Raw genomic sequence first — 24,651 nt, 5'->3', positions numbered from 1 at the left:
CCAGCCGGACACTTGAGGCGTCCCCCTCGACGTCTTTCATCCTCGTCGTCATCTTCCCTGGATCACCAGCTAATCAGAAGGATTCGTCGAATGTGACATTCCCTTCCACGGCTATCTGGTAGGCCGAAACCCGGCGTTCGAAGAAGTTGGCCAGCTCCTGCACGTCCTGCAACTCCATGAACGCGAACGGGTTGGCCGTGCCGTACCGGGCGGGCATCCGCAGCCTGACGAGGCGCTGGTCGGCCACGTACTCCAGGTACTGACGCATCTGGTCCACGCTCATCCCGAGCAGGCCGTCGCCGCACAGGTCGGCCGCGAAGGCCAGCTCGGCCGCCACCGCCTCCTCGATCATCTGGGTGACCTGCTCGGCGAGCTTGTCGTCGAACAGGTCGGGCTCCTCGGCCCGTACGGTCTCCACGACGCCGAAGGCGAACTCCATGTGCATGGACTCGTCGCGGAACACCCAGTTCGTCCCGGTGGCCAGGCCGCTGAGCAGGCCCCTGGAGCGGAACCAGTAGACGTAGGCGAAGGCCCCGTAGAAGAACAGCCCCTCGATGCACGCCGCGAAGCAGATCAGGTTGAGCAGGAACGCCCGCCGGTCCTCGCGCGTCTCCAGCCTGGTCAGCCCGCCGAGCGAGTCGATCCAGCGGAAGCAGAACTCCGCCTTGTCCCGGATCGAGGGGATGTGCTCGACCGCGGCGAAGGCCTTGACCCGCTCGTCGTGGTCGGGCAGGTAGGTGTCCAGCAGCGTCAGGTAGAACTGGACGTGCACCGCCTCCTCGAACAGCTGCCTGCTGAGGTACAGGCGCGCCTCGGGGGCGTTGAGGTGCTGGTAGAGATTCAGAACGAGGTTGTTGGCCACGATCGAGTCGCCGGTGGCGAAGAACGCCACGAGGCGGTTGATCAGGTGGCGCTCCTCGGGCGTCATCCGCGCCAGGTCGGCCAGGTCGGAGGTGAGGTCCACCTCCTCGACGGTCCAGGTGTTGCGGATCGCGGCCCGGTAGCGCTCGTAGAACTCGGGGTAGCGCATCGGCCGCAGGGTGAGATCCATGCCGGGGTCGAGCAACATCGGGAAATGCCTTTCGCGGAGCTTTCAGGGACGGCTACTGGCAGGCGTCGCAGTACTCGGGGTTCTCCAGGGAGCAGGCCACGGCCCCGGGATCGGCGACCGGCGCCGCCACGGTGGCCTGCGCGATCCGGGTGGCCGGGCGCGAACGCAGGTAGTAGGTGGTCTTGAGACCCGCCTTCCACGCGTAGGCGTACATCGAGGAGAGCTTGCCGATGGTCGGCGTGGCCATGAAGAGGTTCAGCGACTGCGACTGGTCGATGTACGGGGTGCGCGCGGCGGCCAGGTCGATCAGCGCCTTCTGCGGCAGCTCCCAGGCGGTCCGGTAGAGCGTCCTCAGGTCGGCGGGGATCTCCGGGATGTCCTGGACGGAGCCGTCGGCGCGCTTGATCGCATCGCGGATCAGCGGGGTCCACAGCCCACGGGCCCGCAGGTCGCGGACGAGATAGCGGTTGACCTGGAGGAACTCCCCCGAGAGGGTCTCGCGCTTGAAGACGTTGGAGACCTGCGGCTCGATGCACTCGTAGCAGCCCGCGATGGAGGCGATCGTGGCCGTCGGCGCGATCGCGATCATCAGCGAGTTGCGCAGGCCGGTCCGGGCGACCCGCTCCCTGACCTCCGCCCACTCCTCGGACCCCGCCGCCCCGTAGTGGTCGGGGTGCAGCACCCCGTCGGCGGCCCTGGTCTCCTCGTACGAGGGGTGGCGGCCCCGCTCCACGGCCAGGTCGGAGGAGGTCCGGTAGGCGGCGAGCGCGATCTCCTCGGAGATCCGGGTCGACAGCTCCAGGGCGCGGGGCGAGTCGAACGGCAGCCGCAGCGCGAACAGCACGTCGGCCAGGCCCATCACGCCGAGCCCGATCGGGCGCCACCTCCGGTTGGCCGCCTCCGCCTCGGGGGTCGGGTAGAAACCCAGGTCGATGGTGCGGTCGAGGAACCGCACGGCGGTACGGACGGTCGCGCGCAGCCGCACCCAGTCCATCGCCTCGCCGGGATCCGCTGAGAGGTGGGCGGCGAGGTTGATCGAGCCGAGGTTGCAGACGGCGGTCTCCGCGTCGCCGGTGACCTCCAGGATCTCGGTGCAGAGGTTCGACAGGTGGATGACGTTCTGGGGCCTGGCCGTCTGGTTGGAGGTCCGGTTGGCCGCGTCCTTGAAGGTCATCCAGCCGTTGCCGGTCTGGGCGAGCGTGCGCATCATGCGCCCGTACAGGGTGCGGGCGGGGATCTGCCGGGTGAAGCGGCCCTCGGCCTCGGCGGCCCGGTAGGCGTCGTCGAACGCGGTGCCGTACAGGTCGGTGAGGTGCGGGACGTCCTTGGGGTCGAACAGCGACCAGGTCCCGTCGACCTCGACCCGGCGCATGAACTCGTCGGGGATCCAGTTGGCCAGGTTCAGGTTGTGCGTGCGGCGGGCCTCCTCGCCGGTGTTGTCGCGCAGTTCCAGGAACTCCTCGACGTCGGCGTGCCAGGGCTCCAGGTAGACGCAGGCCGCGCCCTTGCGCCGGCCTCCCTGGTTGACCGCGGCGACGCTGGAGTCGAGCGTGCGCAGCCAGGGCACGATGCCGTTGGAGTGGCCGTTGGTGCCGCGGATCAGCGAGCCCCGCGAGCGGACCCTGGTCCAGGCGATCCCGATGCCCCCGGCGTACTTCGACAGCCGCGCGACCTGCCCGTAGCGGTCGTAGATGGACTCCAGCTCGTCGCGGGGCGAGTCGAGCAGGAAGCACGAGGAGAGCTGGGGCCTGCGGGAGCCGGAGTTGAACAGCGTGGGCGAGCTGGGCAGGTAGGACAGGGTGGCCATGAGCGCGTACAGCTCGGCGGCCTCCTCGACGCTCTCGGACAGGCCGCAGGCCACCCGCAGGAAGAAGTGCTGCGGGCGCTCCAGGACCTTGCGGGTCCTCGGGTGGCGCAGCAGGTAGCGGTCGTAGACGGTACGCAGCCCGAAGTACTCGAACCTGGCGTCGGCCTCCGGGTCGACCAGCGCGTCCAGCATCCCGGCGTGGGCGGCCACGAACTCCGCGAGCCCGTCCTGGATCAGCCCCGCCTCGTGGGTCGCGGCGATGGAGTCGGAGAAGTCGCGGACGCCGTGCTCGGCGGCCTCGTCGGCGATCAGCCCGGCCAGCATCGCGGCGGCGATCCTGGAGTTCTCGGGGTCGGTGATCACCCGTGCGGCGGCCTCGTCGATCGCCAGCCTGCGCTCGTCCGCCGCGTTCCCGGCACTCCCGGCATTCCTGACATTCCCGGTGTTCGCGCCGCCGTCGCCCGCCGCGGTCCCCGCCCCGCCCGCCGCGGTCTCCGCCAATGCCTGTGTCACGTAGTGCCCCTCGCTCGATCGGACTTCCCCGTACGGCTCCGCCGGATGGGCACGCGTCCGCGAGCGATCCCGGGCACGCCGGATCGCCTCGTTCCGCGGGCCCTCCCACGAGGCCCTGGACAATCACGTCACCGGCAGGTCTTCGGACTCACGGGCACACCACACACGCCTACCGGCCGTCGCTTCCCAGGCATGGTTCGCCCAGTGCTCAATGACGGCTTTCGTTCCCGTTCACCGCTGCGGGGCAGTCCCGGAATCTCACCGGGTTCCCTCTTGCCTCGCCCCTCGCGGGGCGAACCAGCAACGAGCAGGATCCTACATCTAGGGGCGTCTGACGCAACTACCCCAACAAGTTGTGGCGGAGGACTTCAACAGCCCGAGCTCGTGAAGCACACCCCGGGTGCGGGCCGTCTCGGTGGAGAGCCACTGGCGGAACTCGTCGCCGCTGAGATAGACCCGGCTCCAGCCTCGGGAGGCGCACAGGGCACGCCAGCGCGGCGCGGCGTCGATCCTGTCACACAGGGCGATCGCGGCGTCCCGGTCCCCCGGGCTCATGCCCTTGGGGCCGAGCAGCCCGCACCAGTCGCTGTACTCCAGCCGGACGTCGGCCTCCATGAGCGTCGGCGCGTCGATCCCGTCGATCCGGCCGCCGGAGGAGACCACCAGGGGCCGCAGGCGGCCCGCGGTGATCTCGGGCCGCAGGGCGCGCGCCGATCCCAGCAGGGCGGCCACCCGGCCGGCCTGGAGCGCGTCGGCGGCGTCCTCGGGGGCGAGGTAGCCCGCGTACTCCAGCAGCCGGGTGTCCACCCCGAGGCACTTGCCGATCATGCCGTAGAGCACGTGGTCGGTGCCGCCCTCCGACCGGCCGCCGACCGTCAGGCCCGCCGGGTCGTCCCGCAGCCGCGCGACGAAGTCCTCGAAGGTGCGCAGGCGGGAGCCGGAGGGGACGACCAGGACCGTCCAGTCGCCGACCAGGCGGGCGATGGGGGTGGCGGCGTTCACCACGGCGGCGGTGTTGGCGATCTCCGCGGCGGCCACCATCGGCATCGCGGTGACGAGCAGCCTGCCCTCGCGCGCGAAGGGGCCGCGAAAGGCGCCGAACGCGTCGCGCGAGGCTGAGCCCAGGGGCCCGGCCCGCTCGACGGCCATCGCGGTGCGCACCAGCCCCGACTGGACCAGGGAGGTCGCCAGCCTGCCCGCGATCCCGGCCCAGCCGTGGCCGTCGGCGGTCGGTTCGAGGATGAACAGGCGCTTCACCACCGGGTCGGTACCGCCGTCCGCGCCGCACCCCGCGGCGAGCACGGCCCCCGCCGCCAGCGCGCAGAACCTCCTACGGCGCATGAGCGCCCCTTCCCCCGAGAACCCCCTATTCCATAGGTTACTTTCACATCACTTTCTGTGACTAAGTGGGGTATGCCCGAACTTCCGGGAACCGTCCGTTCCCGGCCACGGACCACCGGAGAGGACCCCGGAATCAAGGCGTCGGAGACGGCCGCCTCGCGAAAGCCCCGGGAAGCGCGGCGCCCCCGCCCCGGCGGGCCGGGAACGGGGGCGCCGGGGCGAGGGGAGGTCACTCCACCGTGACGCTCTTGGCCAGGTTCCTGGGCTTGTCGACGTCCCGTCCCAGCGCCACCGCGGCGTGGTAGGCGAAGAGCTGGAGCGGGATCGACAGCAGGATCGGGTCCAGCTCGGTCTCGTTCTTGGGCACCACGACGCAGTCCTCGGCCAGCTTGGGGTCGGCCGCGCGGTGGCCCACCATGAGCACCCGGCCGCCCCGGGCGCGGATCTCGCCCAGCGTGGTGAGGTTCTTGTCCAGCAGCTCGTCGTCGGGGACGATCGCCACCGTCGGCATGTCCGGGCCGATCAGCGCCAGCGGCCCGTGCTTGAGCTCACTGGCCGGGTACGCCTCGGCGTGCACGTACGAGATCTCCTTGAGCTTCTGCGCGCCCTCGCGGGCCACCGGATAGCCCCTGACCCGGCCCACGAACATCATGCTCGGCGACTCGGCGTACCTGCCCGCCAGCTCCTTGATCTGCGGCTCCAGCGCCAGGATCTCCTTGATCTGGTCCGGCAGCCTCCGCAGGCCGTCGCAGATCCTGCGGCCGTCGGCGGGAGACAGGTCGCGCACCCGGCCCAGGTGCAGCGCGAGCAGCGCGAAGGCCACCGCGGTCGAGGTGAACGCCTTGGTGCTCGCCACCGAGACCTCGGGGCCCGCGTGCAGGTAGACGCCGCCGTCGCACTCGCGGGCGATCGCGCTGCCCACGGTGTTGACGATGCCGAGCACCCTGCCGCCCTTGCGCTTGAGCTCCTGCACGGCGGCGAGGGTGTCGTAGGTCTCCCCCGACTGGCTGATCGCCACGTAGAGGGTGTCGGCCTCCACCACCGGGCTGCGGTAGCGGAACTCGCTCGCCGGCTCCGCGTCGGCCGGGATGCGCGCCAGCTCCTCGATGAGCTGCGCGCCGATCTGGCCCGAGTAGTACGCGGAACCGCAGCCGATGATCTTCACCCGGCGGAACGAGCGGGTCTCCCGCGCGTCCATGTTGAGACCGCCCAGGTGAGCGATGTGGAAGCGGTCGTCCAGCCGCCCGCGCAGCGTCCTGGCCACCGTGTCGGGCTGCTCGGAGATCTCCTTGAGCAGGTAGTGCTCGTAGCCGCCGGTGTCGTAGTGCCCGGCCTCCCAGTCGACGGTCAGCGTCTCCTTGGCCGTCTCCCGCGCGTCGCTGGCGAAGGTGTTGAACCCGTCGGCCCGCAGCACGGCGATCTCGCCGTCCTCCAGGTGCACCACCTGGCGGGTGTAGCGGACCAGCGCGGCGACGTCGGAGGCGGCGAACATCTCCTTCTCGCCGATGCCCAGCACGATGGGGCTGCCGTTGCGCGCCACGACCACCTCGCCGGGGCGCTCGGAGTCGATCACCGCGATCCCGTACGTGCCGACGACCCGCTTGAGCGCGGTCCGCACGGCCTCCTCCAGCGAGTCGGCCTCCTTGACCGTCCGGGAGATCAGGTGCGCCAGCACCTCGGTGTCGGTCTCCGACAGGAAGATCGCCCCGTCGGCCTCCAGCTTGGCGCGCAGCTCGTCGGCGTTCTCGATGATGCCGTTGTGCACGACGCCGATGCGCTCGTCGGTGGACAGGTGCGGGTGGGCGTTGACGTCGCTGGGCGCGCCGTGGGTGGCCCAGCGGGTGTGGCCGATGCCCAGGCCGCCCTTGAACCGCGCGGGCACGACCGCCGCCAGGTCGGCCACCCGCCCCTTGACCTTGCGCATCTTGAGGCCCTTGTTGGAGATCACCACCCCGGCCGAGTCGTAGCCCCGGTACTCAAGACGCTGCAGGCCCTCCAGCAGGATCGGTGCCGCGTCCTTGGGCCCCACGTAGGCCACGATTCCGCACATGTAACGCTCCTTGTCCGTAAAAGATCGGGGTGCCGCCGTCCGCTACCCGTACACGATCCGGCGAAGCTGTCTCAGGGAGAGTTCGGGTGCCGCGACACGGCGCACCGCCAGCTCGGCGGCGACCCTGGGGAAGATCTCGTCGTTGACCAGCCCCCTGGCCTTCAGCTCCGCGTGACGCCGCCGGACGAACTCGTCGACGGGCTCGGAGAAGTAGGCCAGCACGTCCGCGACGACCCGCGCCGCCTCGCCCGGACCGAGCGCGCTCGTCCGGGTCAGGTGGGTGATCAGATCCTCGTGCGGATTCCGTGCCGTGGACACAGAGCAGGACCATACGCATCCGGGAGAGAACACACCAAGTTTCCTGCCCGATTTCGGGCAGAGAATCTCTTCAGCGTCGCAACCCCGTCGCAATGCGCGACATTCGGTAATCTCTGATAACTCTAGGTAGTCGCCAGAGGGGGAGGAACACCGCTATGCGCCGCCTGCCGGGGATCACCGTCGTCGCCGCTCTCACCGTCCTGACCTCAACCGCCCCGGCCCCGGCCGTCCCGGCTTCCACCGCCCCGGCCCCGGTCGTCCCCGCGGACCGGCCGGCGTGGCTCCGGACGCCCCCGGCCCCCGCCGGGACCTCGGCACCGCCCGGCACCCCGTCGGGAGCGGGAGCGCGGACAGGCAGGCAGGCCGCCTTCACCGAGGCGGCGCGGCGGTACGGGGTTCCGGAGAGCGTGCTGCTCGCGGTCTCCTACCTGGAGTCCCGCTGGGAGGGCCACGGCGGGCTGCCCAGCGTCTCCGCCGGATACGGCCCGATGCACCTGATCGACGGCCGGGCCGAACCCGGGCGCCCCCACGGCGCCGGGGAGGACCCGCGCGGCGACGAGACCCGGCCGCGCGTGATCGCCCTGCCGCCGATGGCGGCCGACCCGCCGGAGGACACCCTGCGGCGGGCCTCGGAACTGACCGGCCTGTCCCCCGCCCGGCTGCGCCAGGACGCCTCCGCCAACATCATGGGCGGCGCCGCGCTGCTCGCCGACCACCGGCGCCGCACCGGCGGGAGCCCCGGCGGGGGCCTCAGCGACGATCCGGTGAGCTGGTACGACGCGGTGGCCCGCTACCCCGGCACCCCGGAGAGGGGCGCGGCGGGGAGGGGGGCGGCACCGTCCTTCGCCGACGAGGTCTACGCGACGATCCGGACCGGTGCCGCGCGGTTGACCGACGACGGCGAGCTCGTGGTCCTCCCCGCCACCCCGGACCTGCCCACGCCCTCGACACACTCCGCGCGTTCAGCGCCCTTCGGGCCCGCCGCGCCGCTCACCCCGGCGGGGCGCTCCGGGCCGTCCGGCCCGCGGGCACCGCTCCCCCTGGAACGGCGCGCCTCGCCCGCCGGCCCGCCCCCCGCGCCGCCCACCCCCACCCCGGTCACCCCCACCCCGGCACCGTCGCCCGGCGCGAAGACCCCCGCTCCCCCCACGAAGACGGCCATGGCGCTCGCCAAGCGGCCCGCCCCCGCTCCCGTGCCGGGGCCCGACTGCCCGAAGAGTGTCTCCTGCGAGTGGCTCCCGGCCGCCTACAAGCGGCTCCCCGGCGGCGGGTACGGCAACCACGACCGCTCCGCCGCCCCCCGGAAGATCGACTACATCGTGATCCACGACGGGGAGACGAGCTACGACGCCATGACCCGCCTGGTCAAGAACCCCGCCTACCTGAGCTGGCACTTCACCATCCGCTCCGCCGACGGCCACATCGCCCAGCACCTGCGGGCCAGGGACGTCGGCTGGCACGCGGGAAACTGGTACGTCAACTCCCGCTCCATCGGCCTGGAGCACGAGGGCTACCTGGCCAGGGGCGGCGCCTGGTTCACCGAGGCGATGTACCTGGCGTCGGCCAGGCTGGTCCGCCACCTCGCCGCCAAGTACGACGTCCCCCTCGACCGGGCGCACATCCTGGGACACGACAACGTCCCGGGCACCACCCCGGAGACCGTGGGCGGCATGCACGACGACCCCGGCCCCTACTGGGACTGGGCCCACTACTTCGAGCTGCTCGGCAGGCCGCTGCGCGCCTCGGGCGGCGACGACGCGCGCTCGGTGCTGATCAGGCCCGACTACGGCACCAACAGCCCGGGGTTCACCGGCTGCACCGGGGGGTGCCGCGGCCTGGGCGCCGCCTCGGTCTGGCTGCGCACACGCCCCTCCCCCACCGCGCCGCTGGTCAAGGACGTCGGCAAGCACCCCACCGGCGGCTCCACGTACAGCGTCTACGACCACGCCGCCCGCGCCTCCACCGGCCAGCGGTACGCGCTCGCCGAGCGCAGGGGCGACTGGACCGCGATCTGGTACCTCGGCCAGAAGGCGTGGTTCCACGACCCCGCCGGAGCCCCCACCTCCGTGCGCGCCTCCGGCCCCCTGGTGACCCCCAGGCCGGGCCGGGCCCCGATCAGGGTGTACGGCAGGGCGTACCCGAAGGCGCCCGCCTACCCCGGCGGCGTTCCCGTGCAGGCCCTGGCCCCGCTGCAGTACTCGATACCCGCCGGGCAGGCGTACAGCTCCGGCGCGACGACGAGGGCCTCCTACCTCAGGGCGGCGGCCTTCGACCCGTCCGAGCACCGTGTCGTCGCCGGCAGGATGCGCTACCGGCAGATCCAGTTCGGGCACCGGATCATGTTCGTCCGGGCCTCCGACGTCCAGCCGGTCACCAGGTGAGGATCTCCGGCGGCACTGCCGGTTGCGCACATCCGCCCTGCGGAGGCGCTAGAGTTTTCACGTGCCCCGGAGCCGTTTCCGGGGATCACGCGGAAGTGGCTCAGTGGTAGAGCATCACCTTGCCAAGGTGAGGGTCGCGGGTTCGAATCCCGTCTTCCGCTCCGGCGGGTCCCCAGGGGCCCGGCCGGTGGAGTGGCCGAGAGGCGAGGCAACGGCCTGCAAAGCCGTCTACACGGGTTCAAATCCCGTCTCCACCTCAACGCACGACCATCGGACCCTCCGGGATCCGGTAAAGTAGTGCGAGCGCCGAGGGGAAACCCGAAGCGGATACGCGGAAGTGGCTCAGTGGTAGAGCATCACCTTGCCAAGGTGAGGGTCGCGGGTTCGAATCCCGTCTTCCGCTCTGGTTCACCCGAGGACGATTAGCTCAGCGGGAGAGCGCTTCCCTGACACGGAAGAGGTCACAGGTTCAATCCCTGTATCGTCCACCATGTTTTGAAGATCACAAAGGGGTTCCGGAGATTCTCCGGAACCCCTTTGTGATCTTGAAGAGTCGCGGTAAGCCACCTCAGGCAGACTTTTGGCTCGATGTACCCCGAATTCGGTGGAGTCGGCCGGGTTGACTTTCACGCCAGCTGAGCGTTCGAATGGAACATCTTGCACTCGATGGGGGTGAACATCCCCCGGGCGCTGTACGTCGTTGCCGGTTGTGAAAGATCTCCAGGTGCTCAAAGATCGTGATCACTAGCTCGATCCGGGTCTTTCACCGCTAGTGGTTGAGCGGCTCGGTCCGCATTCGGCTCCAGAAGAACTCGATCACCGCGTTATCGACGCAATCACCGATCGAACGCATGGGGCGTGCACCTGCCGGATCTCATCGGTCAGCCAGGTGTGCCGGAGCGCCCGGTCTCGGGGCGGACGGTGCCTCCAGGCATGGAAGCCCGGCTCTGAGACGCCCAGAACGCGGCAGCGGACATGGACTGGAAACCCTTTCAGTGGCCATCACCGTGATGGCCTCGAACCGCCTTTCAGGGGCCCCGGTTCAACTGTCCCTGACACTTTCCGCTGAAGTTGCTCGGCGAGCAGGACCGCTCTTCCGGTCTCCATGACCGTAACCGCCCAGGCGTTGAACTTCAGGTGAGCCAGCGCCGCGGCCGCGGCAGCCGGTACGTGCTGAGCCTCACGAAGCCACCCCTCCTTGCCTCGCCGCACCCGCTGCCCGCCTACCAGAAAGGCGACCGCGGCAAGCGCGCGAAGATTCCCCTCGGCGGCCTGGCGCCATCGGCTACCCGAGGTGGCGAGATCCCCCCACACCCGTCCCGCCGAAACCGCGACCGCTGGGTCTGCCACCGCTCCTGCCTGCCAGGCACTCAACAACACACCTATGGCAGCCGACACCTCATCAGGGTGTCCGCCGTGACGAGCACGCTCGGCAAGCACCTGTCCGAGATTGTGAAGATGACGGGCATACATCGGTGCCGTCGCAGGAGTCAGCTCGAGCGACGCGGTAAACAGGCTTACAGCCTCATCAAGACGACCTTCTTCCTGCAGACACGCCGCCCACAAGCCAAGACGCGCGGGCGCGTCGGGGGCCGCCGGAGACGTCGCTTGCGCCGCGGCTTGAGCGCGTTGCGAGGCTCCGCGCAGGTCTCCTGCCCTACCTCGGGCCCGATGCCGATCCAAAAGCGCCGATGCCGAAGCGGCCAGCCGGTCCGCACGGGCCGGTGCGGCAGACGGAGTCAACGTCAACGCCCTATCGAGCGTAGCCACCGCGTTGTCGAGATCGGTTGCCGTCCCGATCCGCAGAGCTCTGTCGCGAAGCGCGTCGCCCAGATTGGCCAGCCGCACCGCAAGAAGCGGGGACCTCGCCGGCGTGCACGCTACCGCCTCCTCATATGTTGAGACGAGCGCGTTGAGGTCGTGGACGTCGCCCGTCGCGTCGTAACGGCGTGACAGTGCTGAGCCGAGATTGTCAAGCAATGCCGGCAAAGACGTTACGGGCGAGGAGGCGACCGCCCGCCGCGCCAGCGCAATCGCCTCGCTGATCGAATCAGTGTTCCCGGTGAGGTCATACGAGCCGACCAGCCCGGCGACGACTTGGCTGGCCACACTCACCGGCACACGCTCCAGATCATCGGACACCTGCCTGAACGCCGTCGCCGCCTCTTCCGCATCGGCGGGATCTCCGTAGACCTCGTGACGCTGTGCCCGGGCGACCGCCAAGTTGGCCAGCGCCATCAGCTTCTCCACCGTGCCGGCGAGCTGGCTGTCAGCCGCTTCGATGAAGACCCGGACCGCATGCTCAAGGTCGTCGCGATTTCCACAGGTGCGGAATCGTTCAAGCAGAGCACTGCCCAAATGGGACAAAGGCACTCCCAAGCGATCCGGATGGGCGCGGGCGGCCGCCACCGCCCGCAGGAGATCACTGACAGCGGCGTCGAGAAGAGCGTCCTCTCCCCCGTTTCTCCACCGCTCCAGCCAGATCCCCGCCAGATGACTGAGCCTTCCCGGCTCGGCGGCCGACCCTTCAGGAGTGTCGTTGAGGGCACTACGGTAGGCCGATTCGGCATCCGCCAGCAGGCGAAGATCCCCCGATTGCCCGTAGCGGTCAAAGTGGACATGGCCCAATGTGGTCCAGGCGATGCCTCTGGTCAGGGCATCGGATGTGGTGGTGATCGGGACGAGGAGGCCCGCCGCGTCGTCGAGATCCGCTTGGCCTCCACGCTCACGAAGCGCCGCCGCGGCGTTGACTCGCGCCTTGGCTCCCGCCCCCGAAGGGATCCCGGCATCTGCCGCCTTCCGGAAGTAGCCGAGTGCCCTCTCCAGCCCGTCCGCAGGGACGAACCGTTGGCGCCAGTGCGCGAACCAGGCGTTGCCCGCGGAGATGTACATATTGGCTCGGACTTCATCGGACAAAAGCGGAAAGCCAGGATGGCCGATGGTTTCCTCCCATTTCGCCACCATCCGCGTAAGTTCCCCGACATCCTGGCCCGCGCCCGCCGCCTCCGCTTGGGTCGCGGCCGCGAGAGCACCGTCCCGGCTGGCGCGCAGCCCTCGCAATACCCGCTGATGGGTTCGTGCGTTCTGCGCCAGAGCGGCTGCCCCGGAATCCGCCCAGTGCGTCAGCAGCGCGTCGAATACCGCTTCGGCTTGATCGGTCATCAGCTCGGGATGGCGGCGTACCGTGTCTTGGAGTTCTGAACGGGTGCCGAGCTGAATGAACTCGATCAACAGCGCACCCAGCCGTTCAACGCCTTCACTGTCAAATAACGGCACAGTCCTCACTCCCCACCAAGTCGCGTGCCTCTCGACACGACGCTTCTGAGCCACTCTCGTACCCCGAACACCCGACCCCACGGCACACCAAACGGCAATATGCGTACGACGCACCTTGGCTCATTCGCGACATACACGAAATAGCCGGGCGTTCCACCACAGCCACCCTCTCCCGACCACGCAGACACGTAGCATCCTGGCCATGAGCAATCCCCTCGACGCGGTGCCTTTCCCCGAACGAAACGGGGTGGAGGGCGACGACCTTGAGGAGTTACGGGCCGCTTGGCGGGAACTCAACGAGGTCGTCGAAGAAATTCGCCGGGTCCCCGGGTACGAGGGTTTCCTCGCGGCTCCCACCTTCGACGACATAGTCGCCGCGGCGTTCCAGCCCTTGTGTTACATCAGCGCGACCGACGCGGAAGGGCTCGCGCTGGTCGCCCGCCCCAACGGCGAGGTCGACTCCGTGGCGCTCCCCCACCTGACCACGGACTCGCTGAGAACCCGGGTGTCGGCACTGTTCGGCTCCTACAACGAGTTCCGGACCGATCCCCATTCGGTCGCCGGGCCGTGGGAGGCCGACCTTGACGCGGTCACGCACTGGCTGTGGGACACCGTCATGCACCCCCTCCTCGAACTGATCGGACCGGAACCAGCGATCACCCTGGTCCCCGGAGGACTGCTCGGTCTGCTGCCACTACACGCGGCCTGGACATCGGACCAGACCAAACCGACCGGCCGAAGCTACGCGCTGGACGCCACCACCATCAGCTATGCACCCAATGCCAGATCGCTGACCGCGGCCAGGAAGATCGCCGCGAACCGTGGCAGGGAGACAGTACTGGCCGTCATCGACCCCCAGCCCATGCCTCCCGCCTTCCGACCGATCCCTTTCACCGAACTGGAAGAGGCCACGATCAAGGCGGCCACCCGCGGCGCGGCGAACGTCCTCGCCGGATCGACGGCCGCTCTCCCCGAGGTTCGCCGCGGACTTCAGTCGGCCGATGTCACGCACTTCGCCTGCCACGGTTACGCCGACCTGGCCAACCCGCTCGAGAGCGGGCTGGTGCTGTCGGACGGACAGACGCTGCGTGTGCGGGATCTGCTGGAGATGGACTTGAGGATCAGGGTCGCGGTCCTGTCCTCGTGCGAGGCTTCGCTGCCGGGGACGGAGTTGCCGGACGAGGTCATCGGTCTTCCCGCCGGGCTTCTGCAGGCCGGGGCAGCCGCTGTCATCGCGCCACTGTGGGCGGTGCCGGACGTGCGGACGAGCATGCTGATGTCCGAGTTCTACCGCGACTGGCGCAGCCCCTCCTGGTCACCGGCCCAAGCACTGCGAAGAGCCCAGCTGTGGCTCCGAGACAGCACCAACGAGGAGAAAGCGACGGTTTTGGAACGTGCCTTTGAGGACAACACGGCCTGGCCGGATCCCGGCGTCGCGGATGCGCTCCTTGACAGGATCCTGCAGCGCGAACCCGGCCAACGCGATGATGCCTCCATTCGCCTGTGGGCGGCTTTCTGCCACGTCGGAGTGTGACCCACAGCCCGCGTCGGCCCTTGAGCCGACCCTTGAGCCAGCGCATGAGTCTGTGAGGTTCCCGCGGTGCGCGCATCCATGAACGAGCAGGAGTGGCGGCTGCTGGCCGAGCGGATCCGGCCGCTGGCACAGGCGCTGATCGGCGACTCCAGCACAGCCGCGGCCTTCATCCACGATCTCGACCGGGCTCTCGGCATGCCCAGCGGCCCCGCCGCCAAGCAGAGACTGCGCAACATCCTCACTCGTCACGAGCAGACCCGTACGTGGCTACGCGCTCAGGTCCAGGAGGAGGAGGGCTACCGTACCGCGCGGCTGGTCCGGTTCCTGGAGGCGTCGGTGCCGGAGACCGCGGCCATAGGGCAGCGTATGCCCTTGTTCGTCCGGATCACCCGGCCGGGCTCCGGCGGCGGGGCCGCGCTGCGGCCTTTCGACGTCCCGCCGGAAGGAGCTAGGGTCGTGATCTCCCTGTGGGCTCCCACCCTCGCCGTCGTGGGCGACATGGAGGCCGAGCTGACCGTTCCCGCCGACCGTGACTCAGATCCGGTACGGTTCGGCCTGACCGCCCGAACCCCGGGTTTGCACAAGGTGATCGTGCGCGTCTTCCGGAACGGCACGCTCCTTGGCGAAACGGCCGTCCAGCTCACAGCCCAGACCACCGGCTCCGGCCAGGAACCGATGGTGCGGTCGACAGCCCTCTCCTCGATTTCCTCCGATGCCGGAGAGGTCATCCTTCACGTTCAGCACGACCACGACGGATACCGATTTCAATTCTTCGGCGAGGTCATGAACGCTCCCGAGTCGGTGAGCCGATTGGCCGCGGATCCATCGCAGATCGTCGAACGCATGGCCGAAGAGCTGACACGCATGGCGGCCGGCGACGCCTCCCAGGATTCCCCCTCCTTGATCCGCCGCCGGCTTCGAGGCATGGGCGCCGAACTGTGGGGCATCGTGCCCGAGAAGGTGCGTGAGCAGTTCTGGGCACAAGCCGGCCGGATCAGCTCTCTCACCATCGTCAGTGAAATGGACATCATCCCGTGGGAGCTGCTCTACCCCGTGGACGGCGACCGGGAAAACGGGTTCCTCGCCGAGACGGTGCCGATCGTGCGCTGGACGTACGGGCACCAGCGGGTACGGAGGCTGGCGGTGAACCGTCTGGTCTGCGTCGCGCCGCCACCGCAACTCGATCTTCCGGGACACGCTGATGCCTTTTCGGCTGAAATGACGGCGATCCGAAACAGGTTCTCGACCATCAGCGGCGATTCAGTGATCGAGGACCTCGAAGATCTGTACGCCCTCGTCGAGAACGATCTCGCCGGAATCCTGCACCTGGCCGGACACCACGAGCACTCCGCTCTCCATGGCCCGGCCATACAGCTACACGGCGGCGAACTGCGGCCCGTGGACCTGGAGCCCGCTGCGCGTCGCCGCCCCTGGCGGAGCAACCCGCTGGTCTTCCTCAACGGGTGCCGTACAGCGGGGCAGGTGCCGACCATCCGCGCCAACACCGGATGGGCCGACAAGTTCCTGCGGATCGGCGCTGGCGCTTTCATCGGATCGCTGTGGGGGGTGCGGACGACGTCGGCGGCCCGCTTTGCCGACCGCTTCTACAAGCACTTCTACCAGTGCGGCAAGCCGTTGGGGCAGGCAACGCTGGCGGCGCGACTGGACATCATGGACGAGGCCGGTGATCCGACATGGCTTGCCTACAGCATCTACGGCTCCCCGACCGTCACGGTCGCCGGCGTTGATCGAACAGATGCCCCGATCGGATGAGCAATCAGGGGAACGGATCATCGACGGGAATCCCGGTGGAAAGACGAGGACATGACGGTGTTCGACGACGACGATTCGATCGAGCCGGACCTGCGAGATCTCATCCGGCGCGCCGATACGGCCCGAGAGGAATTCGCTGCGACCGGCGCTGTCGAGGCAGCCGAGTTGGCGGTGCGGCTGTGGGAGCAGGTCGTCCCCCTTGCTCCCACCGCCCCCGATCCAATGTGTGAACTCGGCGACGCGCTGCTCGACCGTTTCAATGTCCTCGGCGACATCGATGACCTGGACTACGCTCTACGCGTTTATCGGCAGGCGGACCTCGCCGCACGGCAAGGCGATCCGTACGTTCTCAACAACCTAGGCAACTGTCTGCGGACGTTCTACGCCCACACCGACGCGCAACCGCTGCTCGAGGAGGCCGGTGAGGTCCTCGCCCGCGCCGCCGAACTCGCCTTCGACGATGACGATCTCCTCCCGACTGTCCTGGACAATCTCGGGCTGGTTCGCTTCGAGCGCTACCTCATCAGCCGTGGCACCGCCGATCTGGAGGCTTCGCTGGCCGCCCATCGCCAGGCGGTCAGCGACGGTCGTCCCCAGGACTCCAATCGCCCCCTGCATCTAACGAACCTGGGCACCGCCCTTCAGGAACTTTTCGACCTCACCGGCGAGGCCGAACACATGACCGAGGCGATCCACGCCTATCGGCAGGCGATCGACGCCACTGAGAAACAATCTCCTGACCTGCCGCTGCGCCTGGCCAACCTGTCCGGCTCCCTGCTTACGCGGCACGGGCGCCTTGGCGACCTCTCCGATTTGATCGAGGCGGTCGCCTTGGCCGAACAGGCCCTCGCGCGCAGTCCTTCGACCGCCGCCGACCGTGGTCGGCAGACGCATATCCTGGCTCAAGCCCTGACGACCCGCTACGAAGAACACGGTGACCCCGAAGATCTCACCCGAGCTCTACGTCTCTATGACCGCGGGGGCCTTTCTCAACACGCGCGTACCGGGCACGCGAACGCTCTGCTGGCACAGTACGAACGCTCCGGCGACCCGCATGATCTCGACCTGGCGATACAAGCGGGAGAACGCGCTTTCCAGGCCGGGCACAAGCCGTCCACCGTCGGCTCCACAGACACGGCGACGCTGGCCCTCTGCCTGATGGAGCGGTTCGGGGTAGACGGATCGCGTCACGCACTCGACCAGGCGATCGAATTGCTTGAGTTCGCCGTGGCCGCTGCCGCACCGCAATCGCCCGCCGGCGCCGACCAGCGGGGCAATCTGGCGATCGCGCTCATCGAGCGCTGGCAGATCGATGGGGACGACCAAGACCTCGAACGCGCGCAAGCCCTTTTCGACAGCGCCGCCATCCACGCTCCCGGTCTGTCGCCCACCCCAGATAACCGCAACAATCACGCGCTCGCGCGACTGCGCCACAGCAGGATGAGCGGCCCCAGGCTGGAGGAGCTGACCGAGGCCGTGCAACGCTTCAGAGAGCTCACCGCGACCAGACACGGGCACGGAACAGGGCCTCGACAGGGACGCTATCTGGGCAACCTGGCCGAAGCACTGAACGATCGATACAACCTCACCGGTGACCTGCGCGACCTGGAAGAGGCCATCGCCGTCCGTCGTGTACAGCTCGTCGCGCTGGCACACATGAGCGGCACCTCCTCGATGCGCCGAGACGCCTTCCAAGGACTCGCCGTCGCACTGTTGTCCCGCTTCGATCGCAGTGGAGTCACGGCCGACCTCGACGAGGCCGTGGACCACCTGGCCGAAGCCGTCCAGATGACGCCTCCTCAATCCCCCTATCAGGCCGGTGTCGTCAACGATTGGGGTGACGCGCTCCGCGTCCGCTACCGGCACCTGGACCAGATCACCGATCTCGAAGCCGCACTATCGGCCTTCGACAGCCTCGTACGGCGAACACCTCCGACCGCCCCTGACCGGCCCGTCTACCTGGACAACCTCGCCAATGCGCTCGTTAACCGCTATGAGCGAACCCAAGCGCCAGACGACCTCGATCGCGCCCTGGACACCTACGCCGAAGCCCTGGACGTGATGCCCGCGCGAGCCTCCGACCGGGCCCGTGTCACCGCCAACCTCGCGGGAGCATTCTGGTTCCGCTGGCGGCGCGACCATGCCGCCACCGATCTCGATCACGCTGTCGACCTCATCCAATCAGCGCTGAACCAGCTGGCCCCCACCTCGCCGTCACGACCGGTGTACCTCAACAGCGCCGGCTGTTTCCTGCGCGACCGTCACCGCCGATCCGGCGCCCGCACCGATCTCCACGCGGCCATCGAGGCGTTCCGCACCGCCTGCCGGGAAGGCGCGCTGACGGACGCGCTGTGGGCTTTGGAAGCGGCGCGGAACTGGGGTAGGTGGGCAATGGCCCGGCAAGCGGCGCCCGAGGCCGTCGAAGCCTACGACCACGCGTTGGCCGCGTTGCGGAAGGTTTTCGCCAGTCAGCTGTTGCGCACGCACAAGGAGAATTGGCTGCGCGTCGCCGGGCAGCTAACCGCCGAGGCCGCGGCCGCCAAGGTCATGCTGGGTGATCTGGCCCGAGCGGTCCTGGCGCTCGACAGCGGACGCGCGGCCCTTCTTGATGAGGCCCTCCAGCGCCACCGGCTCGAGCCGCTGTCCCCTCTGCGCCCCGGTCTTGTGGCTCGTTTCGCAGCCGCGTCAAGCAAGATCGCGATCCTCTCAGAGCATGCCGCACCCCCCACCCTTCAGAGCGCCTAAAAGAATAAATTTCGCTGCGCTTTGAGCTCTCTCTGTAGCGATGGCGGGAGAGGTGGGTCGGCTGGCGCGTCTAACTGGCGTGGCCACCGGCCTTCGCCGAATTGCTGACGTGCGGTTACAGATAACACCGTGGCGGACCCCGGCGCCGCGCATGTTTCGTGCGCCGGTCATGACCCAGAAATGCTCCCCTCGCCAAACCTAGCCTCTTCTTTGAAGAGGTCTCACTATTCGGGTTGAGTGGGGATGAGGGCATAACCCAGCAGAACCACGCCGCACCCAGTCAGCTCGTCCAGGCTCTGGCCGTGCTCGCGGCCGACTTCGGTCGTGACCAACCCTTGCAGGCAGTGCAGCTGGGCGTGTGGCACGAGACCGAAGTACATCCGGAAGGTCATGCCCCGGGCGCCGGAGTAACCACCGTAAGAGCGGCTCGGTTGGGCCCAGCATCCGATCTCGTCGGGGAAGATCTGCCGGGTGTGCCCCCATAAGTAGCGTCCAGATCCGGGGTTGCGTTCAGAGGTACTGTCGCGGGAGGCCGGATCGGCCCAGCCGAACGGATAGAGCAGGTGATCGGCCGGTACCGGCCCGGTGATCTGACCAGTCGGTTCCAGCTCCATGGTGCTCCCGACACCGTAGACGAGGCTGTAGGTGAAGGACTTGACAGCCAGGTCGGGATAGGCCGCCAGACGGTTGGAAAAGACCGGTGCCTTGATGACGGGGCCAGATGGTCCCGGGCATGACCCCGGCTCCGACCCGACAGCCGTAGGGACGATGACCTTCACAAGCGTTGTCGCCCCGACGATGACCGCCAGACCGACGACCAGCGCGGTCTTTTGCGCGCGGTTCAGCGCCAGACGCCCACGCCGCTCCCCGCCATCCCCGCCGACGCCGGTGCTATCGGCTGCACTGGTGCTGCTCACGAACAGGGCGATCACGGCGACCACCAAGCCGGCGCCCGCGGCGATCCAGCTCATCGTCTCCAGACCGACCACCATTGCGACGCCGGCCAACGCGAACACCGTAAGCACCACGGCGACGATCGCCCGACCCCGCCCAACACTGCCGCTCACCATATCCGCGACGCTCCTCGCACTCCGACGCTGAGAGTAAGTACGACGTTCCTCACTGCAGTCGCGTTGACATGGCCCGCGAGCGGTTACACAACATCTATCGGTTCGGCAGCCATTTGCGATCCTTGCCGGTCAGGTCCAGACTCATAATCGCCATATAGACGCGCTTGAACTCTTACCAGAATGCGATCGGCGGTTGAGGCGGCCCAGCAGATGATGGCGAAGGCCAGGACCGTGAAAGCTTCGTGGATGTCGTGGCGGAACATTGGCCCGGCGCTAATCGCGCGGTCGTCTCCAGCAGGCCATCTTCGAGCCGAACCCCAGTGCCTGGGACAAGAACTCCTGCGGAATCGCGGTGTAGAGCACAGACAAGATCCCGCACAGTGCTTTGCGGTCGTCGATCCGCTTGCGTCCGGGATCGCGGTAGCGGCGATCGTTTCGATCACCGAGCGGCGTTAACGTCCATTCACCGGTCCATCAGCTCGTTCGCCAGGTCAGTTCCCCTGATGGGTGAAAGCGGCCCAGCAGTACGGATCCGCCGGCGAACGGCGGCCCGGGGCCGGCGAGGCTTGACGACCGGCCTGAATCATCTCGATCTGTGCGGCACGCAGCGCATCCACCGGATCCGGAAGATCCGAGGTCAGCAACTGGTGGAAGGTGGTCATGAGGTCGGCGGTGGTGCGGTCGTCCACGATCCACAGTGAGCCGACGGCGGCCGAGGCTCCCGCGATAAGGAAAGCGGTGGTGAGCGTCATCATCTCGTCGAAGTCGTCGTTACTCATTCCCGATGCGCATGCCGAAAGCACGACCAGCGGCCCGGCGGCCCTGTCTCCGATCCCGCGTCCGTGCGCGAGAAGTTGTTCGATGGTCAACGACCGGCCGCCCGTCAACGCCAGCCGGGAACGCGCGGGGTCGGCTGCGGCGTAGCCGTGAGAGGCCAGATGGATGACGGGAAAGGCGGTCGCGCCAGACAACTGGGACACCACTAGTTCGGCCGTCACACGGAGTTGCTCACCAGCACGAGGGGGGCCGATGAACTGGCCGGCCGGGTAGCAGCGCCGATGGATCTGCCGCGCCTCGGCTTCGGCGTACCGCAGGTTGAAGGTGGGGTTTCCGACGATGAGGGCACGGCCGTCCATCGGCAGCCGTCCCCGTCGGGTGGTTTCGCAATACAGCTGCGCCGAGGCGGCGTAACTGATGAACGCTTCCTCCACCGCGTACCGGTGCCCTCCCCCATTGGTACGGGTCCGGGCGGCGTGCCAGGGCACCAGCGCGGCATGCCCGGCGGGGACCAGGACAAGGCGCAGAGGCGTCCCTGCGCAAGCTGAGGGCAGGTCACCGACCGCCGCGAGGACCGGCGCCATCACGGCCTCCCACCCCCAGTCACACAGCTCGTGCAGGGCGGCGATCCACGCGTCGGTCAGTTGCCGCCGCTCCCGGTGCGAATCTTCGTCGTCATCGTGACCGCTCATCTCCCGAGCGGTCGCCACCAGGAGCCGGTTGTAGGCGTCCACGAACATCGACAGGTGACCGCCCGGGACCGCGCGGAAGTCATCCAGGACCAGCCGCCGCGACGGGCCTCGGAGTGGCGTCAGCACCGCATACCCGGGCTGTTTAGCCGTACCGGGCAGAAGATGAACCAGGGCATCGGTGCGTGTCTCGGCCAGGGCCGCCGGCACCGTGTCCAGCGAAAACGTGGTCCCCAGACCATGACCGACGCCCTCCCCGCCCTCCGCGCGGTTCGCGAGCACGCCGATGACCTCGCCGCGCAATCGGCTCGACATGATCGGGGTATCCGGCGGAGCCGGCGCTGTCCCGCCGCGCGCGACCCCGCGGCTTTGGATGGCCAGAGCCTGTTCCGCCTCCCACCGCGCCGCCAGATCATCGTGTCCGGCCGCACGCAGACGTTGTCCGGTGGATCCGGTGAACATCACGGCTCGGTGGACAAGCCCGCGTGCCGACTCGATCGCCTCCACCGCTTCGGTGACCGCGTCGTCGAGCAGGCACCAGGAGATGACGGCCGTGCCGCGCCGGGCCGTCCGGCGGGCAACGGCCAGGCCATCGGCGGTTCCCGACTGCAGCAGGACCTCCTCGGCGCAGGCATGGAGTGCCTCCTGGCCGGTCCGCCGGGCCAGCCACCGGTCCTTTCGCCGCCGCTGGGGATCTCCGGGTAGCTCGGAGCGGACGCGGTAGGCCGTCGCGAGTTCCATCAGTGTCACCGGGTCCGGCCGTCCCGGACGAGACGAGCGCCGGGCCAGGCCCTCGAGCAGATCCACCGCCTCATCCGCCGCATGCCGATCGTGGTCACGGGCCGCGCGGAAGCGTACCCATAGAGCCAGGCTGCGCCGAATGATCGGGTGATCAGGATGGGTGGCCGGGAGGATACGTTCCGCTTCTTTCAGCGCCTCACCGGCCCGATCCAGGTCTTCAGGGCCTGCGGCATACACATAGCGGGCTTGCAGGACCTCCCCCAGTACCTGGAGAGCGGTGCCGCGGTCCACCGGATCGAGAGCGGCCTCCACCGCCTGCTCACACCGCCGCACCGCCGCGTCGGCGTCCACGATGTCGGCGAACGCCTCAAAGCGCATCGCCAGCGCCCGCCCATGGGTTTCCAGCCGCAGCGACAAGTACGGGTGCCCAGGCTCAGTGGCCTTCGTGGCCTGAGCCAGCACCTCGATCGCCTCATCGAGCGCGTCCCGGTCCTGGGTGTGCTGAAAACGTCTGATCAATTGGTCGGCCAGGTTGACCAGCCAGGTGGGGCGATCAGGGTCGAAGGCCCCTACGAAACGCAACGCCAGTCTGAGCCGGTGGACGGCCGCATCGAGGTCGTCTCCGCTGCCCTGCAGGGCGAAACGCAGACCGAGCGCGGTGCCAAGTCCCGCGTTGGCGGCGGCGGAGAGCCGATGACCGGCCGAAGCGGCCTGGACAGCGGCGGAATAACAGGTGATGGCCTCATTCAGATCTGCGACGGAACCGCGATAGGCCACCCTGCGGTGCAGCGCCCCGGCCAAGTTATGCAATCTTGCCGCCCGCTGGGGATGCGGGCCGGGCGTCAGCGCCACGGCGCCGCCCAGACTCTCGATCGCCTCATCTAGGTCGCGCATGTCGAATGTGCGCAGGAACATGCTGCTCAGCACGTTGCCGAGGTTGTTCTTCCAACGGGCAAGATCAGCACCGGAGACGTCGGAAGCGGTCACCGCTTGACGAAGAAAGACCACGGCGGTCTCAAGATCGGCGCCGCTGCCACGATGCCGGAAGCGGGTGTGCAGGGCGGCTCCCAGATTGCCCATAAGGGCGGCCCGGCCAGGCGAACCGGCGCGGCACCCTGCCAAGGCGTCCTCGGCGAGCGCGATCGCCCTGTCCAGATCCGCAGGATCGCCGTCGTGGTCGTAGCGGGAGCGGAGCATGAACGCCAGGTTGCTCGCGCGTCCCGGCCGTTGCGGGTCATTCTCCACGGTGAGGGCAAGTGCCCCCTCGGCGAGGTCGAGCGCGGCGGCCAGGTCGGCCGGATCTCCCGCGATCTGGAACTTGTCGACGTAGCAGTTGGACAGATTGCTTTGTGCGGCGGCGCGGACGGCGTCCGACGGCGCCGCGGCCAGGGCTTGTTCGTGAAATGCCAGGGCGGCATCCAGATCGGCGGGATCCAGGTGGGTTTCGTAGCGGAGTTTGACCGTATTGCCCGCACCGGTGAGGAACACCGAACGTGCGCGGGTACCGTCGGGAACAGCCGCCAGCGCCCGATGCCGGGCTCGTATGGCTTCCTCCAGATCCGCGAGGTCACCGTCACGACGGAACAGGACCTCCAGCACGTTGCCGAGCGTGTGCAGCCGTCCTGGAAGCTGCTCGTGCCCGCTTGGCGTGATCGCCACTGCCGACTCGATGTGTTCCCTGGCGGCCTCAAGGTCACGCAAGTCACCGCGTGCGCGGAACCGCTGCAGGTGGCTGGTGGCCAGATTGGCGGCGAACCCCGCACGTCCCGGGTCGTCGCCCGCGCACTGCGTCCAGGCGGTGGTGTGCCAGTCGAGTGCCGCCTGGATGTACTCGAGATCACCGGTGCAGTCGTAGAGCGCCAGGGAAAGGTTGCCGAGGTTGTTCAGCCACTGCGGCCGGGTCCGGTCACCGACCTGCAGAGTCTCCAGGTGCGCGACGATCCTGGCCCGGTCGATGAGCAGACGTTCCCGGTGAGAGTCGGGCATCGCATCCACCTTGGTCGGGGGGCCGGGGTGAGGGGGGCGAGCACTTCTGCGCCCGGGCGCCCGAGTGCTTGTCCCTTTCCTCAGCCGTGCCCGCGAAATTTCCTCCGGTTCACCCGCGGACACGTCCTCCCGTATCGGGGTGCGGGACTTGCGCCATCGGCTCGCCCGACAGCTCGCAAAACGGCCGCCCACGAGGTCCTGCAGTCATGATCCGCTCGCAGCGCCGCTGGTTGGGGCATCCGTACAGCTGCTCGCCATCACCGTCGTCCTCGGCCGAGCCGTCCCGGATGATGTAGGAGCCGTACCACTCCCCGTCTTCAGCGATCTTCTCGCACAGGCGCAGCCACTCGTCGAACGTGTCGTCGCCCGTTTTCGCGAGGCTGTCGAGGTTCTGCCACAGCGCAAGATGCCCCGTTTCCTTGGCCAACTGCCTCAGCCGTCGCTTGAGCGCGCAGATGTCCGCCCAGGAGGAGGGCAGCTCGGGTAGTTCTTGCAGCATCGCGGCACCCCCTGTGTATGCATACTGACTGTAGGCGATAGAGAGCGGAGGAAATATGCCGATTCCACGGATCTCAATCGGTGACGGCGCTCCCATGGGA

Annotated in this window: 13 protein-coding genes, 4 tRNA genes and 1 riboswitch; of the genes, 8 read left to right on the top strand and 9 right to left on the bottom strand. The window is 68.5% G+C overall.

What is annotated here, in order from left to right:
- Positions 1-73 precede the first annotated feature (73 nt).
- The 5 genes from AC5L38_RS03020 to AC5L38_RS03000 form a co-directional block, all read right to left on the bottom strand.
- Positions 74-1,069 carry a ribonucleotide-diphosphate reductase subunit beta gene (locus AC5L38_RS03020; RefSeq protein ID WP_495241183.1) on the bottom strand — a complete coding sequence of 332 codons (996 nt, stop codon included), beginning with the start codon at positions 1,067-1,069 and terminating at the stop codon, positions 74-76.
- A 34-nt stretch (positions 1,070-1,103) separates the two neighbouring features.
- Entirely contained in the window at positions 1,104-3,371 is a 2,268-nt protein-coding gene (locus AC5L38_RS03015) for a ribonucleoside-diphosphate reductase subunit alpha (RefSeq protein WP_495241182.1), read from the bottom strand.
- A 116-nt stretch (positions 3,372-3,487) separates the two neighbouring features.
- Positions 3,488-3,688, bottom strand: a riboswitch (cobalamin riboswitch).
- 4 nt (positions 3,689-3,692) lie between these two features.
- Complete coding sequence (locus tag AC5L38_RS03010; RefSeq protein ID WP_495241181.1) at positions 3,693-4,712, bottom strand: tripartite tricarboxylate transporter substrate-binding protein; 1,020 nt, start codon at positions 4,710-4,712, stop codon at positions 3,693-3,695.
- Between the two features lie 229 nt (positions 4,713-4,941).
- Positions 4,942-6,762, bottom strand: coding sequence for a glutamine--fructose-6-phosphate transaminase (isomerizing) (gene glmS / locus AC5L38_RS03005; protein ID WP_495241180.1), 1,821 nt, complete (start codon positions 6,760-6,762; stop codon positions 4,942-4,944).
- A gap of 42 nt (positions 6,763-6,804) precedes the next feature.
- Positions 6,805-7,080 carry a hypothetical protein gene (locus AC5L38_RS03000; RefSeq protein ID WP_344743159.1) on the bottom strand — a complete coding sequence of 92 codons (276 nt, stop codon included), beginning with the start codon at positions 7,078-7,080 and terminating at the stop codon, positions 6,805-6,807.
- 155 nt (positions 7,081-7,235) lie between these two features.
- Here AC5L38_RS03000 and AC5L38_RS02995 point away from each other — a divergent pair, with 155 nt between their 5' ends.
- The 5 genes from AC5L38_RS02995 (at position 7,236) to AC5L38_RS02975 (ending at position 9,952) form a co-directional block, all read left to right on the top strand.
- On the top strand, positions 7,236-9,461 hold the full coding sequence (locus tag AC5L38_RS02995) for an N-acetylmuramoyl-L-alanine amidase (RefSeq protein WP_495241179.1): 2,226 nt from the start codon (positions 7,236-7,238) through the stop codon (positions 9,459-9,461).
- Between the two features lie 89 nt (positions 9,462-9,550).
- A tRNA-Gly gene (locus tag AC5L38_RS02990) sits at positions 9,551-9,622 on the top strand.
- Positions 9,623-9,647: 25 nt separating this feature from the next.
- A tRNA-Cys gene (locus AC5L38_RS02985) sits at positions 9,648-9,718 on the top strand.
- Between the two features lie 74 nt (positions 9,719-9,792).
- Positions 9,793-9,864, top strand: a tRNA-Gly gene (locus tag AC5L38_RS02980).
- A 13-nt stretch (positions 9,865-9,877) separates the two neighbouring features.
- A tRNA-Val gene (locus AC5L38_RS02975) sits at positions 9,878-9,952 on the top strand.
- A 511-nt stretch (positions 9,953-10,463) separates the two neighbouring features.
- Here AC5L38_RS02975 and AC5L38_RS02970 read toward each other — a convergent pair.
- Positions 10,464-12,737, bottom strand: a complete 2,274-nt coding sequence (locus AC5L38_RS02970) for a hypothetical protein (protein WP_495241178.1) — start codon at positions 12,735-12,737, stop codon at positions 10,464-10,466.
- Positions 12,738-12,939: 202 nt separating this feature from the next.
- Here AC5L38_RS02970 and AC5L38_RS02965 point away from each other — a divergent pair, with 202 nt between their 5' ends.
- From AC5L38_RS02965 to AC5L38_RS02955, 3 genes are all read left to right on the top strand, one after another.
- Positions 12,940-14,271 carry a CHAT domain-containing protein gene (locus AC5L38_RS02965; protein ID WP_495241177.1) on the top strand — a complete coding sequence of 444 codons (1,332 nt, stop codon included), beginning with the start codon at positions 12,940-12,942 and terminating at the stop codon, positions 14,269-14,271.
- Between the two features lie 78 nt (positions 14,272-14,349).
- Entirely contained in the window at positions 14,350-16,044 is a 1,695-nt protein-coding gene (locus AC5L38_RS02960; RefSeq protein WP_495241176.1) for a CHAT domain-containing protein, read from the top strand.
- A 51-nt stretch (positions 16,045-16,095) separates the two neighbouring features.
- On the top strand, positions 16,096-18,789 hold the full coding sequence (locus AC5L38_RS02955; protein WP_495241175.1) for a tetratricopeptide repeat protein: 2,694 nt from the start codon (positions 16,096-16,098) through the stop codon (positions 18,787-18,789).
- Positions 18,790-19,013: 224 nt separating this feature from the next.
- On the opposite strand, the gene AC5L38_RS02950 is transcribed toward AC5L38_RS02955, so the two are convergent.
- The 3 genes from AC5L38_RS02950 to AC5L38_RS02940 form a co-directional block, all read right to left on the bottom strand.
- Positions 19,014-19,859 carry a hypothetical protein gene (locus AC5L38_RS02950; protein ID WP_495241174.1) on the bottom strand — a complete coding sequence of 282 codons (846 nt, stop codon included), beginning with the start codon at positions 19,857-19,859 and terminating at the stop codon, positions 19,014-19,016.
- A 491-nt stretch (positions 19,860-20,350) separates the two neighbouring features.
- Complete coding sequence (locus AC5L38_RS02945; RefSeq protein ID WP_495241173.1) at positions 20,351-24,052, bottom strand: CHAT domain-containing protein; 3,702 nt, start codon at positions 24,050-24,052, stop codon at positions 20,351-20,353.
- Between the two features lie 109 nt (positions 24,053-24,161).
- A complete protein-coding gene (locus tag AC5L38_RS02940) occupies positions 24,162-24,551 on the bottom strand; it encodes a hypothetical protein (protein ID WP_495241172.1) in 390 nt (129 codons plus the stop codon).
- Between the last annotated feature and the right edge of the window lie 100 nt (positions 24,552-24,651).

The organism is Streptosporangium nanhuense (assembly GCF_059358815.1).
Note: the sequence above shows the minus strand (reverse complement) of the source record. Positions and strands in the feature narration are given on the sequence as shown.

Excerpts from the sequence above, each read along its gene's own strand:
- AC5L38_RS02995 (WP_495241179.1), top strand. The coding sequence starts at position 7,236 with ATGCGCCGCCTGCCGGGGATCACCGTCGTCGCCGCTCTCACCGTCCTG.
- AC5L38_RS02940 (WP_495241172.1), bottom strand. The coding sequence starts at position 24,551 with ATGCTGCAAGAACTACCCGAGCTGCCCTCCTCCTGGGCGGACATCTGC.
- AC5L38_RS03020 (WP_495241183.1), bottom strand. The coding sequence starts at position 1,069 with ATGTTGCTCGACCCCGGCATGGATCTCACCCTGCGGCCGATGCGCTAC.
- AC5L38_RS02945 (WP_495241173.1), bottom strand. The coding sequence starts at position 24,052 with ATGCCCGACTCTCACCGGGAACGTCTGCTCATCGACCGGGCCAGGATC.
- AC5L38_RS03010 (WP_495241181.1), bottom strand. The coding sequence starts at position 4,712 with ATGCGCCGTAGGAGGTTCTGCGCGCTGGCGGCGGGGGCCGTGCTCGCC.
- AC5L38_RS02960 (WP_495241176.1), top strand. The coding sequence starts at position 14,350 with ATGAACGAGCAGGAGTGGCGGCTGCTGGCCGAGCGGATCCGGCCGCTG.
- glmS (WP_495241180.1), bottom strand. The coding sequence starts at position 6,762 with ATGTGCGGAATCGTGGCCTACGTGGGGCCCAAGGACGCGGCACCGATC.
- AC5L38_RS02955 (WP_495241175.1), top strand. The coding sequence starts at position 16,096 with ATGACGGTGTTCGACGACGACGATTCGATCGAGCCGGACCTGCGAGAT.
- AC5L38_RS02965 (WP_495241177.1), top strand. The coding sequence starts at position 12,940 with ATGAGCAATCCCCTCGACGCGGTGCCTTTCCCCGAACGAAACGGGGTG.
- AC5L38_RS02950 (WP_495241174.1), bottom strand. The coding sequence starts at position 19,859 with ATGGTGAGCGGCAGTGTTGGGCGGGGTCGGGCGATCGTCGCCGTGGTG.